Source organism: uncultured Virgibacillus sp. (genome assembly GCF_947495635.1).
Taxonomy (GTDB): domain Bacteria; phylum Bacillota; class Bacilli; order Bacillales; family Amphibacillaceae; genus Virgibacillus; species Virgibacillus salarius.
In genome coordinates this window covers 13050-27221 of the sequence record NZ_CANMAB010000023.1, presented here as the reverse complement: position 1 = coordinate 27221, position 14172 = coordinate 13050, and the positions used below count along the sequence as shown (strand labels likewise).

Below are 14172 nucleotides of genomic sequence, written 5' to 3'. Positions count from 1 at the left end.
CTTTTTATGTGAGTTTAGATAAGGTATTGTACCTATGACGGCTCTTACAATAACTCTGTTTCCAAAGGACTCAGGGCAAAAAGGAGTGGAATAACATGAAAAAGGAAATTCATCCAGAATACAGAAAAGTAGTATTTCTTGATACAAGCTCAGATTTTAAATTCTTGAGTGGTTCAACAAAGTCTTCTGACGAAACAATTGAGTGGGAAGATGGTAACACATACCCATTGATTCGTGTGGAGATCAGTTCAGAATCACATCCTTTCTACACTGGTAAACAAAAAGCTGATAAAGTTGGCGGCCGCGTAGATCGATTCAAGAAAAAATATAATATGAAATAAATAGCAGGAACACGTTGATGTCCTAGCTAGAATTATTGAAAATAACCTTAAAAACAGGCAAAACGTCTAATCTTTGCCTGTTTTTTACTTTTTACTACGAGAGAATGTGGAAAGAGGACGAACCAGACGTTATCATGTTATTCTGATATATTAACAGCGTTTTTTAATAAATGCTTTATTTCCATGTAAGGTAAAATAAATGACGGGTAAACTACTAAGATACACTGTAATTATTGAAAGAGAGGACACTTATCATGTATGTGATGAAGCAAAGTGGTTGGGTCGAAGTAATATGTGGCAGTATGTTCTCTGGTAAATCTGAAGAACTAATCCGCCGTGTTCGTCGAGCAACCTATGCAAACCTATCAGTACGAGTGTTTAAACCAGCTATTGATAATCGATATGAAGAAGAGGCAGTTGTTTCGCATAACGGTACTTCAATTATTGCTAGACCGGTGAGTAGTTCAGATGAGTTATTAGAGCATATGGATGAAAAAGTAGACATCGTTGGCATTGATGAGGTCCAATTTTTTGATGAGAATATAGTTGACACAGTTGAAGAATTAGCAAATAAAGGGATTCGTGTGATTACTGCTGGCTTGGATACAGATTTTCGCGGAGAACCATTTGGACCAATGCCGAAGCTAATGGCTTTAAGTGAGTCGGTGACGAAGCTGAATGCCATCTGTCCGATTTGCGGTTCACCAGCTAGCCGTACACAACGTTTGATTAATAATAAGCCCGCTTCGTATGATGATCCAATTATTTTAGTCGGAGCATCGGAGTCTTATGAGCCAAGATGCCGCCATCATCACGAAGTGCCTAATAAACCAACGAATACTATTTTAAATAGCTTATCGAAGCTATCAAGATCAAGGGGTTGACTAAAAGCAGCTCCATACCTACATACTGGAATATACTCGCTTTCTGCGTCCAGCCCTCTTGGGCTTTACATCGTTTCTTTTTTCGCAGGAGCCTCGTATATTCCAGTTTCTATATTAAATATAATCCCCACTAATTGAAGTTTCGCTTTATATATCCTTTGTTTTTACTGTTTAAAAGCGTTTTAAACCCGATAAACTGGTTGTATAAGAATAGAATGATAAGAAGGAAGTACAAGCGACAACTAAACATTTGGTTTTAAGTTAAAATTGTTTTGTACTTCGCTGTATAACAATGCATAAATATATTCTGTATGTGTAATAGAAAAAATCATATAATAGATGAGCAAGTGGGTATAACTTTGACCTCATAACGTGAGTATACTATAATTATACTGTTAATCAGAAAGAGGTGGCCGTGATGCTAGAACGTTTACAGTCTTTAGAAGATCGTTACAATAAATTAAATGAAATGTTAAGTGATCCGGAAATTATAAATGATTCCAAGAAACTACGTGAATATTCAAAAGAGCAAGCTGGGCTGGAAGATGTTGTTCAAGCTTTTCGAGAGTATAAAGATATGACATCCCAACTGAAGGATGCAAAGGAAATGCTAGAAGATAATCTAGATGAAGAAATGCAAGAAATGGTGAAATTGGAGATAACCGAGCTCAACGATAATATAGTAGAACTAGAAGATAAAATGAAGATTCTTCTATTACCAAAAGACCCCAATGACGATAAAAACGTGTTCATGGAAATTCGTGGTGCAGCTGGTGGTGATGAAGCAGCACTATTTGCTGGAGATTTATATCGTATGTATTCTCGCTATGCAGAGCAGTATGGCTGGAAAATTGAAGTAATGGAAGCGAGTACGACAGGTGTTGGTGGCTATAAAGAAATTATCTTTATGATAAACGGTAAAGGCGCTTTTTCTAAACTTAAATTTGAAAATGGTGCACATCGGGTTCAACGTGTTCCGGAAACAGAATCCGGAGGAAGGATTCATACCTCTACAGCGACCGTGGCAGTCCTACCGGAAGCTGAGGAAGTGGAAGTGGATATTCATGAAAAGGATATCCGTGTTGATACGTTTGCATCCAGCGGACCTGGTGGGCAAAGTGTTAATACTACGATGTCAGCAGTACGTCTAACACATCTTCCAACTGGAGTTGTCGTTTCGATTCAAGATGAAAAATCTCAAATTAAAAATAAAGAAAAAGCTATGAAGGTACTTCGTGCCCGCATTTATGATAAGTATCAACAGGAAGCGCAAGCCGAGTATGATGAAAATAGAAAATCTGCTGTTGGTACTGGAGATCGTTCGGAGCGTATTCGTACGTATAATTTCCCGCAAAATCGTGTGACAGATCATCGAATCGGTTTAACTATACAAAAGTTGGATCAAATATTGCAAGGTAAACTAGATGAATTTATTGACGCATTAGTTATGGAAGAGCAAACTAAAAAGCTGGAGCAAATTGGTGAATAGTATGAAAAAGAATAGGCAATATGAAGTCCTCGAATGGGCTTCTCTTTTTTTAGAAAAGCATCATAGGGAAAAAAGAGTAGCAGAACTTATTCTGCAGCATCACCTACAGGTTTCACGCTCTGAATTTTTTGTGACAATGCGTGACTCCGTACCGGAAGAAGTGATAGCAAGATATGAAAAGGATATAGTAAAGCATGCTAAACAAGGGGTACCCATTCAACATCTGATTGGCTATGAATCATTTTATGGTAGAACATTCCATGTTAATCAACATGTACTTATCCCTAGACCAGAGACAGAAGAGCTTGTACAACATGTTATACAATATACAAATTCGAAGATTGTGGATAAGATACCAACAATTGTGGATGCGGGGACTGGAAGTGGCATTATAGCGATTACACTTGCGTTAGAATTAAAAAATGCCTCTATATATGCCACTGATATATCTAATAAAGCATTGGCTACAGCAAGAGAAAATTCTCAGCATTATCATACCAATATACGTTTTTATCAAGGAGATTTTTTAATACCATTAATAGAGCAGCATATGCAGGTAGATATTATTGTTTCAAACCCTCCTTATATATCAAGAGATGAGGTATCAGAATTACCGGATACTGTTAAGAATTTTGACCCCGAGCTTGCCTTATTTGCCGATGAAAATGGACTTGCAGCATATAAACAAATTCTATCCCAGTCTAAACAGGTATTACGTAAGAATGGCTGTATTGCATTTGAAATTGGTCATGAACAAGGTGAAGCTGTGACATTCCTAGTGAAAAAAACGTATCCTAATAGTGACATAAACGTTCTAAAGGACATAAACGGCAAGGATCGTATCTTGTTTGCAAAGCTATAAAAATATGATTTTATCGAATACTAGTTTAAATTTATCACTTCCTGACAATACTGTTTTCTATAGTTAGTAGGGAGGTACAGGATAATGAAGAAACTAGTATTTTTTGTTTTTATAATAGTTATTCTTATGTTAAGTATACCTGCACAAATTACCGGTAAGGATACCGATGAAAAGGGTATGAATCAATCGTATCAAGTAATACCTGATGATGCCATTCGCTTACGAATTCTAGCGAACAGTGATAGTGAGGAAGATCAACAATTAAAAAGACTTGTACGAGATCGAGTAAATGAAGAAATCACCAAATGGGTAGAAGAGATTACAGACATTGAAGCAGCTAGAAGATTAATAGAGGAACGTACACCAGAAATTAAGGAAATAATAGCTAATGCTATGGATGAATCAGGAAATTCTAATGCTTTTCAAGTGAAATATGGAAAGAACGTAACGTTTCCAGCAAAAGTGTATGGTTCATACGTCTACCCAGCTGGTGAATATGAAGCGGTTCTCATCACGATAGGTAAGGGACAAGGTGCTAATTGGTGGTGTGTTCTATTTCCTCCATTGTGTTTTCTTGATTTTTCAAATGGTACTAGTGCTGTAGCTGCTGAATCGAAGGAGAAAAAGGAAGCAGAGGAGCAAGAAATGGCAAAGCAAGAGGAAAAAACAGAGGTCAAATTTTTTCTATTTGAATGGCTAGGGTGGTCATAGATATACCATTTTTTGCATAGAATGAGGTAAATGGTTAAAGACTATTAAATCTAGATAGAGGTGAATAAAATGAATTTAATTCCAGCTTATAAAGCTTCTTCTGAACAAATAGAGCATTTTTTAAAAAATAACCCTAATGTGAATCAAGAAAGTCTACTTCGGAAAGGGTATGTGGTTGAATTAAGAGGAGAGATAGAAGGTTGCTTTATACTAGAAGAAATGGAAGAAGGAACTTATTGGTTAAAGCAACTATATATTACACAATCAGAAGCGGCGCATCTTCCTGTTTTATTAGAATCTATCCTTTTAATGGCTAAGCAGCAGCATGCTGAGCGAGTATATGTGCATAGTCATCAGCCGGTTGTTGATATTTTATTGGAAGCGTTACAATTCCATCCACAAAAGGAAAAAGTTTTCGTGGATAAGTATGATAAATCAAACGGTAATTGGTGGTTGTATCATGTGTCCTAAGGAATTCCACAAACATATCAACAAAAACTGTGGATATCCACCGTATTTATTGTGGATAAATGTGTATAATTCAAACATTAGTTAGTATAACTAAATTATTAAAGAATAATGCTGTGGATAAATTGAATTGTGATGATGTGTATAACTTAACTCCCTATAGTTATCTAGTTGAAGGGAAATTAAGATGAGTCACTTCTTGCTTTCTATGGGAAATGCTTAGAATACTCTAGGATCAACAGCTGCTTGTTCATTTAGGAATCGACCGAGGGTGTTTTTCATTTAGCTTCGAATTTTATTTTTCAAGTTTCAAGGAAAAGATAAGTTAGGGAACGTACAGAGTATTTATGCAAGCTGAATGTATACTTGTTCCATTGCGAAAACATCTGCTATCTACTAAAATGATTATAGTAGAAAAGAGGTAACAACATTGATGGAAACAAAGTATTGGAAATTAACAAAACAAGAAAAAATAGATATAGAGATGATTCAAGAAGCCTCCACACTTTTGAAGCAAGGCGAAACGGTAGCATTTCCAACCGAAACAGTTTATGGATTAGGTGCAGACGCTACCAATTCTGAGGCGGTTAGCAAAATCTTTGCAGCCAAGGGTCGACCTCAGGATAATCCGCTTATTGCACATGTTGCTAATAAACAACAGTTAGAGCGACTTGTGTGTGGATGGCCCGCATATGTGGATAAGTTAATGGAAGCTTTTGCTCCTGGACCGCTTACTTTTGTTTTGCCGAGTAATGGGGTATGTGCAGAAAACGTAACAGCGGGCTTATCAACCATTGGCGTGAGAATCCCAAGTCATCCGATAGCAAGGTGGTTACTCCGTGTATGTGATCTACCAATAGCAGCGCCTAGTGCAAATTTATCAGGAAAGCCTAGTCCTACTAGTGCGGAACACGTTTGGACTGATTTACAAGGGAAAATTGCTGGGGTAGTGGATGGCGGAGCAACTGGTGTTGGATTGGAATCAACGGTGATAGATTGTACACAAGATATTCCTATTATCCTCCGTCCAGGTGGCATTACACAGGAGGAAATAAAAGAAATAACTGGGGCTGTTATGATTGATCCAGCTTTGGCAAATCAATCCGAAAGACCTAAATCACCAGGTATGAAATATAAACATTATTCACCAGAAGTTCCTTTATATATTGTGGAGGGTTCTTTAGAAGCGATTCAACGAAAAATCAACCAGTTGAAAATGGAGGGAAAGCTGGTGGGCTTAATGGCAAGTACAAAGGCTACCAACCATTTAACTGCGGATGAAGTCATCCCGCTAGGAGATAATCTTACTCAAATCGCGTCAAAATTATATGATGCATTACGAACGTTCAAGAACGGAAAAGTTGACATTATTATTAGTGAGTCCTTTTCAGAGAAAGGGATCGGACAGGCAGTGATGAATCGTTTAAAAAAAGCTGCAAGCCAGTATATAGAATTAAATTGAGGCAATGCCATAAGACGAATATAGACAGCCAGTAAATGTTCGATTGATTCGAATGTCTTTAGGTCATACCCTTCTGGTACTAGCAATCAGTAAAGCTTCACTTTATAACTGGAGAAAGCCAGACAAGTTCGAAATTTAGCTGAAACGTTTCGAATCTGTCTGGCTTTTGCTTTCTATAAAATCTGATTGTTAGGTGGTTTGTATAAATCACTTTCCCTATGTTCATATTCCATGTAGGACATGCATATAGTTTATAAGCGTGTCCTAGGGGGATTATCGATGTCGGGGTATATTGGAGAATTTACGGCTTTGTTGTTCTTATCGTTAGCACTTGGCCTAGACGCATTTTCTGTAAGCCTGGGATTGGGTATGCAGCGCTTGCGTCTGAAACGAATAGCGTTAATAGGCATAGTTGTTGGACAATTTCATGTCATTATGCCCTTTATAGGAATCATTTTAGGGAGAATAATTTCGGAACAAATTGGTCATCTAACGACACTAGCTGGAGGGCTATTACTCATAGGTATTGGTGCACAAATAATGTTCTCTGCATTTAATCATCAAGCAAAGAAAATCATCCAGCCTATAGGAGGAGGACTGATCTTACTAGCATTCGGACTGAGTATTGATAGCTTTTCAGTGGGACTTAGTCTGGGGATATCTGGAGTAAAAACAATTGTGGCGTTATTGCTTTTTGGAATAATTAGTTCCATCCTTTGTTGGGTCGGATTGCTCTTAGGTAGGAAGGTACGAGGATTCCTAGGTGTTTACAGTGAATTATTAGGAGGTAGTATTCTAATCGGATTTGGGTTTCAATTATTGTTTGGGTAAGCCCCATTGTCATTATAATCTATAATTATTGATTCAGATAATGAGAGCGTATTATATTTTATTCGCTTTCTCGGGTAAGCTTATGGTGAATAGAAAACAAGCGACTCAGGAGGAGAATCATGCTATCTAATCTTACGTTTAGGCTTGCTAATTTTGATGATCTCAATGACATTGTCAAGTTACTAGCTGATGATAAGCTTGGGGAAGTAAGAGAAAAATATGAAAACCCATTACCTCTAAGCTATCACCAAGCTTTTCAAGCCATTGACTCAGATCCAAATAATAGCTTATGTGTGGTAGAAAAGGAAAATCGAGTGGTAGGTGTACTGCAAATTACATTCACACCATATCTTACATACCAGGGAGGCTGGAGAGCAACCATAGAAGGAGTAAGAATTGATGCATCTGTAAGAGGACGTGGTGTGGGGAAAAAATTTATGGAGTGGTCTATTCAACAAGCTAAGGAGAAAGGTTGCCATGTTATACAGTTAACGACAGATAAACAACGACCAGATGCACTAGCTTTTTATCAACAGCTTGGATTTACCAATTCTCATGAAGGATTGAAATTACATCTTGAAAATTAAGCTATTGTAGTCAGATAGTCGTACTTTAATTAAGAACTGATTCTCAGCGCTGGTTACTAGCTGAGAATTGGTTCTTTTAAAATGTAATAAAAAGGTGGTGGTTTATAGGAAGACGAATATGGTATATTGGAGAAAGAGTTTAGTTATCGGAGGTTCCCTTTTATGAAATTATTGTTTGTTTGCACAGGCAATACATGTCGCAGTCCAATGGCAGAAGCTTTAGTGAAACATAAAATACCAGAAGCAGAAGTACAATCGGCTGGCATTTTTGCTGCGGAAGGTCAGTATGCAAGTCCAAAAGCCATAGAAGTTTTAAGACAAAAACAAATAGTGCTGAATCATCAATCGCAACCAGTCACAAATAAGCTTTTGAATTGGGCAGACGTTGTTTTGACAATGACAACACAGCATAAGCAATCACTTATAATGGAATATCCTAACTATCAGGATAAGTACTATACGTTAAAAGAATACGTTTCCGAAGCCGATAAAGAAGTATGGAAGAAATTAAAGCAGTCATATGCGGAATATGAGGAAAAAAGGTCACTATTTATCCAAGAAAATCAGCATAAGCTAGATAATTCTCTCTTAGACCAACAGATTCAAGAGTATCTTGCAGAAGACATAACTAATATTCGAAGACTCGAGGCTAATTTAATTAACTACGATATATCAGATCCCTTTGGTGGAGATTTACGAATATATCAAGAGACACTAAATGAATTGGATAAATATATCGATCTACTGCAAAAAAAATTATCAAAATAGGCAGGGGAACGTATTATGGAAAAGAAAAGATATCGTTTTAGTTTACGGCTGAAATTAGTGTTGTTTACGACAGTATTAGCACTGGTAACGTATTCGGTTAGTGCCATTTTTATTTATGTTGTCTTTAATTATGTGCAAAATTACTGGGAAATCTCTGAACAACTATTTACGATCGGAACACTTATACTTGGTATTATTTGGTCAGGGATATTAGCATTTTTTGCAGCCCGTTTCATAGTAAAACCACTAGAAAAGCTTGAAGCCGCTGCATCTGATGCTGCTAAGGGCAACCTGAATCAAGTTATAGAAATTTCTAAATCGGATGATGAAATCAGAGCACTTGGAATCTCATTTGACAAAATGCTTAAAAATCTGACGAATATCGTACATAATATAGATAGGCATTTTGAAAGTACAAATAAATCAGTTATTCATATTAAAGATGCTTCCGATCAGGTTACGCAACATTCTACCTTAATACGCTCGTCAATTGATGATATATCAAAAGGGGCAGAGAGCTCATCAGAAGCTATTCAAAATACTGCTGAAGCAGTTGAATTGGCAACAGAGCTGGCACAAGAGGTTCAGCGTAAGGCGACACACTCAAAAGAAAAATCTGGAGAGATGCTCGACGTCCTAAATCACAGTAAGCTAGCTGTTAATCAACTCGTTGATGGTATTCAGAAGCTAGCCAATGAACAGGAATTATCATTAAAGGATGTTGACCATTTAAAGCAAAATGCCATACAAGTTGAGACGATTATTACCTTGGTTGGTGAAATCGCCGAACAAACAAATTTACTTGCATTAAATGCTTCAATTGAAGCGGCGCGTGCGGGAGAGCATGGAAAAGGTTTTGCAGTAGTAGCTGATGAAATTCGAAAATTAGCTGATCAGAGTGCACAAGCAGTACAGCAAATTTCTGCGTTAATTGCTGCAATTCAAAAAGATGTCTCTGGTGTTGTTGCTAAAATTAACGAAAATGTTTCCTATGCAAAAGCAGAAGCTGCTAATGGTAAAACAACGAACAAGGCAATTGCGCAAATGTCAGGTTCTGTTGAGAATGTAGCTAGTGAAATTGATCGTATCTCGGAATTGGTGGATCGCCAATTAAAATCTATTGAGGATACCGTAAAGCAATCACAAGAGGTTGCTGCGATTGCTGAAGAAACATCGGCTGGAGCAGAAGAGGTAAATGCAGCAATTCACGAGCAAGCATCTACGATTGAACAAGTGGATCATTTAGCACATGAATTAGAAGAGCAAGCTAAGAGCTTAAATCAGCAAATCAATCAGTTTAAAGTAAATTAGTTTGGTACTAGAAAGGAGCAACAAAAAGTGAAGGTAATTGTTACTGCAGATCACGCAGGAATGACTGTCCGTAATGAAATAAAGGACTTACTAGAGGAGATGAACATTGACTATGAGGATGTTGGCTGTAGCTGTGAATCGTCAGTAGATTATCCAGACTACGCATTACCGGCAGCAGAACGAGTAGCCAGTGGAGAATTTGATCGAGGTATCTTTATTTGTGGAACGGGTATTGGAATGTCGATTGCAGCGAATAAGGTAAAAGGTATTCGTTGTGCCTTAACTCATGATGTATATAGTGCGAAATTGACACGCCAACACAATAATTCAAATGTTCTTGCTATGGGGGAACGTGTTGTCGGTCCAGGTCTTGCTCGTGAGGTTGCAAGAATTTGGCTAGAAACGGACTTCGACGGTGGACGTCATGAAAATCGAATTAACAAAATTACAACGTATGAAGAGCAGTAAGGCAAGCTATGGGCTTGCCTAGACTTATATCACATGGTAGGTGATAAAAATGTTCGAACTTCTGAAGCAAATGAAGCTAGAATTGTCTAATATGCAAACGGAATGGGAGAAATCAGGTTTCTTACATCAAGGTGAATTATTTGTAGTAGGATGTTCTACCAGTGAGGTAGCAGGGCAACAAATTGGTACTTCTGGAAGTGAAGAAATCGCAGAAGTCATTTTTGAACAGCTAACTGAATTACAAATAAAAACAGGTATTCACCTCTCATTTCAATGTTGTGAACATTTAAATAGAGCAATTGTCGTAGAACGAAAAGTAATGCAACAATATAAATTAGAAGAAGTATCCGTGATTCCTACCCGTCAAGCGGGTGGATCAATGGCATCGTATGCTTATAAACATTTGAAGGACCCAGTGATTGTCGAATGTATTTCGGCACATGCTGGTATAGATATTGGAGAGACAATGATTGGGATGCATTTAAAATCTGTAGCAGTTCCTATTCGTTTTCAACAGCGTTTTCTCGGTAATGCGAGGGTTGTAGCAGCATATACTCGACCAAAAAGAATTGGTGGGCATCGAGCTGTCTATGCTAGTAGTTGACACAGCTATTCACAAATTATTAATTATTCACATTAGGGTCACTGTTCAAATTATTGGATGAAAGTCTATTGAAATTTATTCCAATGTTTTGAACAACATCTGAAGTGATTAAAATACATAGGAGGTTTTACAATGGAGCATGTGAAACAAATAGATATGGAGTTATTTGAAGCTATGGAAGCAGAGAAAAAACGCCAGCAGGATAAAATTGAACTGATTGCGTCAGAAAATTTCGTCTCAGAAGCAGTTATGGAAGCGATGGGTTCTGTGTTAACAAATAAATATGCAGAGGGTTATCCAGGAAAACGATATTATGGTGGATGCGAGCATGTTGACGTGGTAGAGAATCTAGCTCGTGATCGTGCAAAGCAGTTATTTGGAGCAGATCACGTAAATGTTCAACCTCATTCAGGTGCACAAGCGAACATGGCTGTCTACTTTACAATCTTAGAACCGGGAGATACGGTACTTGGAATGAACTTAAGTCATGGTGGACACTTAACACATGGAAGTCCAGTTAACTTTAGTGGTACGCTTTATAACTTTGTAGATTACGGTGTCGATCAAGAATCTGAACAACTTGACTATCATGCAGTATTAAAAAAAGCGGAAGAAGTTCAGCCGAAGTTAATTGTTGCGGGTGCCAGTGCGTATTCACGAGTTATCGACTTCGCAAAATTTAAAGAGATTGCCGATGCGGTAGGCGCTTATTTAATGGTTGATATGGCACATATTGCTGGACTAGTTGCTGCAGGACTTCATCCAAATCCTGTTCCATACGCTGATTTTGTAACTACAACAACACATAAAACATTGCGTGGTCCACGAGGTGGGATGATATTGTGTAAAGAAGCTTTTGCTAAAAAGATCGATAAAACAGTATTTCCAGGAATGCAGGGTGGCCCTTTAATGCATATTATTGCTGCAAAAGCAGTATCATTCAAAGAAGCATTATCCGATTCTTTTAAATCATACAGCAAGCATATTATTGAAAACGCAACTGTACTTGGAAAGGCATTACAGGAAGAAGGAATTCGTATTGTATCTGGAGGAACGGATAATCACCTTCTGCTTTTAGATGTTACGCCGCTTGGCTTAACAGGAAAGATTTCAGAGAAGGTTCTTGACGATATTGGTATAACTACCAATAAAAACACGATACCATTTGATCAAGAGAGTCCGTTTGTAACAAGTGGGATTCGAATTGGTACTGCTGCAGTTACTTCTCGAGGGTTTGGTAAAGAAGAAATGAAGGAGATTGCTGCTATAATTGCATTAACTTTGAAAAATCACGAAGATGAAACGACTTTGAAAACAGCAGAGCAACGTGTAAAAGCATTAACCGAAAAATTCCCATTATATGCTGTCTTTGCATAGATTTTACAGGGTGTCCTTATGGGCATCCTTTTTTCGAGGTAGACGTGAATAGCTAGGCTAATTTACCATTCATTTAATATGGAAATATTTTCGCTAAGCTTGAAAGCTTATCTATTTTTGAGTACAATTTTAAAGATGCAACTAATACAAAGGAGTGATCGGCAAAATGGGAAAGGTTTTCGTACTGGATCATCCGTTAATTCAGCATAAATTAACGTACATACGAGATAAAAACACTGGAACGAAAGAGTTTCGGGAATTGGTAGATGAAGTTTCCATGCTTATGGCTTTTGAAATTACCAGAAACCTGCCGCTGCAAGAACAAACGATAGAAACACCAGTGATGGAGGCAAAAGCCAACGTACTTGCTGGTAAAAAGATTGGACTTGTACCTATTCTTCGAGCTGGGTTAGGTATGGTTGATGGTATGTTAAAGCTTATCCCGGCAGCGAAAGTAGGTCATGTTGGATTATATCGTGATCCGCAGACACTAAAGCCAGTTGAATATTATGTTAAATTGCCTACGGATATTGAAGAACGTGAATTGATCGTGATTGATCCGATGCTAGCTACTGGTGGATCGGCAAACGATGCAATCCATTCCTTGAAAAAACGGGGGGCACAAAACATTCGGTTGATGTGTCTAATAGCTGCTCCAGAAGGAGTAGAGGTAATTAAGGAAGAGCACCCGGATGTAGATATTTACCTTGGAGCTTTAGATGAGAAGTTAGATGAAAAGGGTTATATAATCCCTGGGCTAGGTGACGCTGGAGACCGTTTGTTCGGAACAAAATAACAATATCCTGTTGGAGTGAATATAAAATGACTAAGCGGATAAAAGTAATGACGATTTTTGGTACAAGGCCAGAAGCGATTAAAATGGCACCTCTTGTACTTGAATTAAATAAGCGATCGGATGAATTTGAATCTATTGTTACTGTTACTGCTCAACATAGAGAAATGCTAGATCAGGTTCTGGAAATTTTTGATATTACACCAGATTATGACCTAAATATTATGAAGAAGCAGCAAACGTTAGCACAAATTACGACGCGGGCATTAGAGGGTTTGGATGAAGTAATGAAAGAAACGAAGCCTGATATTGTTCTTGTCCATGGAGATACTACAACTACTTTTGCAGCTTCACTTGCGGCATTTTACAATCAAATTGCTGTAGGTCACGTAGAAGCTGGTCTTAGAACTTGGAATAAATACTCTCCGTATCCTGAGGAAATGAATAGGCAGCTTACTGGCGTTATGGCAGATCTGCATTTTTCACCAACGGATAAATCCAAGCAGAATTTAATACAGGAAAACAAGTCTGAGAAGCATATAGCTGTGACAGGGAATACGGCTATAGATGCGTTGAAAACGACGGTAAATGCATCCTACAGTCATCCAATCCTTAATAAAATTGGAGACAAACGCCTTGTTTTAATGACTGCTCATCGGAGAGAAAATTTAGGTAATAATATGCAGCAAATGTTTCGAGCAATTAAGCGATTGGTTGAGACACATGACGATATTCAGGTCGTATACCCAGTGCATTTGAATCCGGTCGTTCAACAGACTGCGAATGAAATTTTAGGAAATGATGAAAGAATTCAACTAATTGAACCACTCGGAGTAGTCGATTTTCATAATTTTGCAGCTCGTTCTCATTTGATTTTGACTGATTCTGGTGGTGTTCAGGAAGAAGCACCTTCTTTAGGTGTGCCTGTCCTTGTGTTGCGAGATACAACGGAACGGCCAGAAGGAATAGATGCAGGTACATTAAAATTAGCAGGGACAGATGAAGAGACAATTTTTCAACTAGCTAATGAATTGTTATCCGATCAAGACGCACATGATAAAATGGCAAAAGCTTCTAATCCTTATGGGGACGGAGAAGCTTCACGTCGAATAGCAGATGAAATAAAGAAATACTTTTCGAAATAAAAAATATCTAAAAAACATGATAAAGCCGAACGGATCCGAAGGCTGTTTTAGCGTTTCGGGATGATCGTTCG

Annotated in this window: 16 protein-coding genes; all 16 read left to right on the top strand. The window is 37.8% G+C overall.

What is annotated here, in order from left to right:
- Positions 1 to 95 precede the first annotated feature (95 nt).
- The 16 genes from Q1A47_RS07405 to wecB all read left to right on the top strand — a co-directional run bounded on the left by Q1A47_RS07405 (position 96) and on the right by wecB (position 14101).
- Complete coding sequence (locus Q1A47_RS07405) at positions 96 to 341, top strand: type B 50S ribosomal protein L31 (RefSeq protein WP_026681797.1); 246 nt, start codon at positions 96 to 98, stop codon at positions 339 to 341.
- A 254-nt stretch (positions 342 to 595) separates the two neighbouring features.
- Positions 596 to 1225: a thymidine kinase gene (locus Q1A47_RS07400; RefSeq protein WP_121603957.1), complete on the top strand. Its 630-nt coding sequence runs from the start codon at positions 596 to 598 to the stop codon at positions 1223 to 1225.
- Positions 1226 to 1643: 418 nt separating this feature from the next.
- Entirely contained in the window at positions 1644 to 2714 is a 1071-nt protein-coding gene (gene prfA, locus Q1A47_RS07395) for a peptide chain release factor 1 (protein ID WP_026681795.1), read from the top strand.
- A 1-nt stretch (position 2715) separates the two neighbouring features.
- Positions 2716 to 3576, top strand: a complete 861-nt coding sequence (prmC, locus tag Q1A47_RS07390) for a peptide chain release factor N(5)-glutamine methyltransferase (protein ID WP_166530115.1) — start codon at positions 2716 to 2718, stop codon at positions 3574 to 3576.
- Positions 3577 to 3660: 84 nt separating this feature from the next.
- A complete protein-coding gene (gene spoIIR / locus Q1A47_RS07385; RefSeq protein ID WP_026681793.1) occupies positions 3661 to 4287 on the top strand; it encodes a stage II sporulation protein R in 627 nt (208 codons plus the stop codon).
- A 69-nt stretch (positions 4288 to 4356) separates the two neighbouring features.
- The gene (locus tag Q1A47_RS07380) at positions 4357 to 4758 is read left to right on the top strand and encodes a hypothetical protein (RefSeq protein ID WP_026681792.1); all 402 of its coding nucleotides are present in this window, start codon (positions 4357 to 4359) and stop codon (positions 4756 to 4758) included.
- A gap of 430 nt (positions 4759 to 5188) precedes the next feature.
- Entirely contained in the window at positions 5189 to 6217 is a 1029-nt protein-coding gene (locus tag Q1A47_RS07375; RefSeq protein WP_121605794.1) for an L-threonylcarbamoyladenylate synthase, read from the top strand.
- Between the two features lie 279 nt (positions 6218 to 6496).
- Entirely contained in the window at positions 6497 to 7048 is a 552-nt protein-coding gene (locus Q1A47_RS07370) for a manganese efflux pump (RefSeq protein ID WP_166530105.1), read from the top strand.
- A 119-nt stretch (positions 7049 to 7167) separates the two neighbouring features.
- Positions 7168 to 7635, top strand: a complete 468-nt coding sequence (locus Q1A47_RS07365; protein ID WP_166530106.1) for a GNAT family N-acetyltransferase — start codon at positions 7168 to 7170, stop codon at positions 7633 to 7635.
- A 162-nt stretch (positions 7636 to 7797) separates the two neighbouring features.
- The gene (locus Q1A47_RS07360) at positions 7798 to 8403 is read left to right on the top strand and encodes a low molecular weight protein arginine phosphatase (RefSeq protein WP_166530107.1); all 606 of its coding nucleotides are present in this window, start codon (positions 7798 to 7800) and stop codon (positions 8401 to 8403) included.
- Between the two features lie 15 nt (positions 8404 to 8418).
- A complete protein-coding gene (locus tag Q1A47_RS07355) occupies positions 8419 to 9714 on the top strand; it encodes a methyl-accepting chemotaxis protein (protein ID WP_026681787.1) in 1296 nt (431 codons plus the stop codon).
- 27 nt (positions 9715 to 9741) lie between these two features.
- Positions 9742 to 10182 carry a ribose 5-phosphate isomerase B gene (gene rpiB, locus Q1A47_RS07350; protein WP_026681786.1) on the top strand — a complete coding sequence of 147 codons (441 nt, stop codon included), beginning with the start codon at positions 9742 to 9744 and terminating at the stop codon, positions 10180 to 10182.
- A gap of 49 nt (positions 10183 to 10231) precedes the next feature.
- Complete coding sequence (locus Q1A47_RS07345) at positions 10232 to 10786, top strand: TIGR01440 family protein (protein ID WP_026681785.1); 555 nt, start codon at positions 10232 to 10234, stop codon at positions 10784 to 10786.
- Positions 10787 to 10918: 132 nt separating this feature from the next.
- Positions 10919 to 12163 carry a serine hydroxymethyltransferase gene (glyA, locus tag Q1A47_RS07340; protein WP_026681784.1) on the top strand — a complete coding sequence of 415 codons (1245 nt, stop codon included), beginning with the start codon at positions 10919 to 10921 and terminating at the stop codon, positions 12161 to 12163.
- Positions 12164 to 12329: 166 nt separating this feature from the next.
- Complete coding sequence (gene upp, locus Q1A47_RS07335) at positions 12330 to 12959, top strand: uracil phosphoribosyltransferase (protein ID WP_026681783.1); 630 nt, start codon at positions 12330 to 12332, stop codon at positions 12957 to 12959.
- A gap of 26 nt (positions 12960 to 12985) precedes the next feature.
- Entirely contained in the window at positions 12986 to 14101 is a 1116-nt protein-coding gene (gene wecB, locus Q1A47_RS07330; protein ID WP_026681782.1) for a non-hydrolyzing UDP-N-acetylglucosamine 2-epimerase, read from the top strand.
- Positions 14102 to 14172 lie beyond the last annotated feature (71 nt).

Bases quoted from the DNA above. Each gene is read 5' to 3' on its own strand.
- Q1A47_RS07345 (WP_026681785.1), top strand. From the start codon at position 10,232: ATGTTCGAACTTCTGAAGCAAATGAAGCTAGAATTGTCTAATATGCAA.
- Q1A47_RS07375 (WP_121605794.1), top strand. From the start codon at position 5,189: ATGGAAACAAAGTATTGGAAATTAACAAAACAAGAAAAAATAGATATA.
- glyA (WP_026681784.1), top strand. From the start codon at position 10,919: ATGGAGCATGTGAAACAAATAGATATGGAGTTATTTGAAGCTATGGAA.
- prfA (WP_026681795.1), top strand. From the start codon at position 1,644: ATGCTAGAACGTTTACAGTCTTTAGAAGATCGTTACAATAAATTAAAT.
- Q1A47_RS07365 (WP_166530106.1), top strand. From the start codon at position 7,168: ATGCTATCTAATCTTACGTTTAGGCTTGCTAATTTTGATGATCTCAAT.
- Q1A47_RS07360 (WP_166530107.1), top strand. From the start codon at position 7,798: ATGAAATTATTGTTTGTTTGCACAGGCAATACATGTCGCAGTCCAATG.
- Q1A47_RS07405 (WP_026681797.1), top strand. From the start codon at position 96: ATGAAAAAGGAAATTCATCCAGAATACAGAAAAGTAGTATTTCTTGAT.
- spoIIR (WP_026681793.1), top strand. From the start codon at position 3,661: ATGAAGAAACTAGTATTTTTTGTTTTTATAATAGTTATTCTTATGTTA.
- upp (WP_026681783.1), top strand. From the start codon at position 12,330: ATGGGAAAGGTTTTCGTACTGGATCATCCGTTAATTCAGCATAAATTA.
- prmC (WP_166530115.1), top strand. From the start codon at position 2,716: ATGAAAAAGAATAGGCAATATGAAGTCCTCGAATGGGCTTCTCTTTTT.
- Q1A47_RS07370 (WP_166530105.1), top strand. From the start codon at position 6,497: ATGTCGGGGTATATTGGAGAATTTACGGCTTTGTTGTTCTTATCGTTA.
- Q1A47_RS07355 (WP_026681787.1), top strand. From the start codon at position 8,419: ATGGAAAAGAAAAGATATCGTTTTAGTTTACGGCTGAAATTAGTGTTG.
- Q1A47_RS07400 (WP_121603957.1), top strand. From the start codon at position 596: ATGTATGTGATGAAGCAAAGTGGTTGGGTCGAAGTAATATGTGGCAGT.
- wecB (WP_026681782.1), top strand. From the start codon at position 12,986: ATGACTAAGCGGATAAAAGTAATGACGATTTTTGGTACAAGGCCAGAA.
- Q1A47_RS07380 (WP_026681792.1), top strand. From the start codon at position 4,357: ATGAATTTAATTCCAGCTTATAAAGCTTCTTCTGAACAAATAGAGCAT.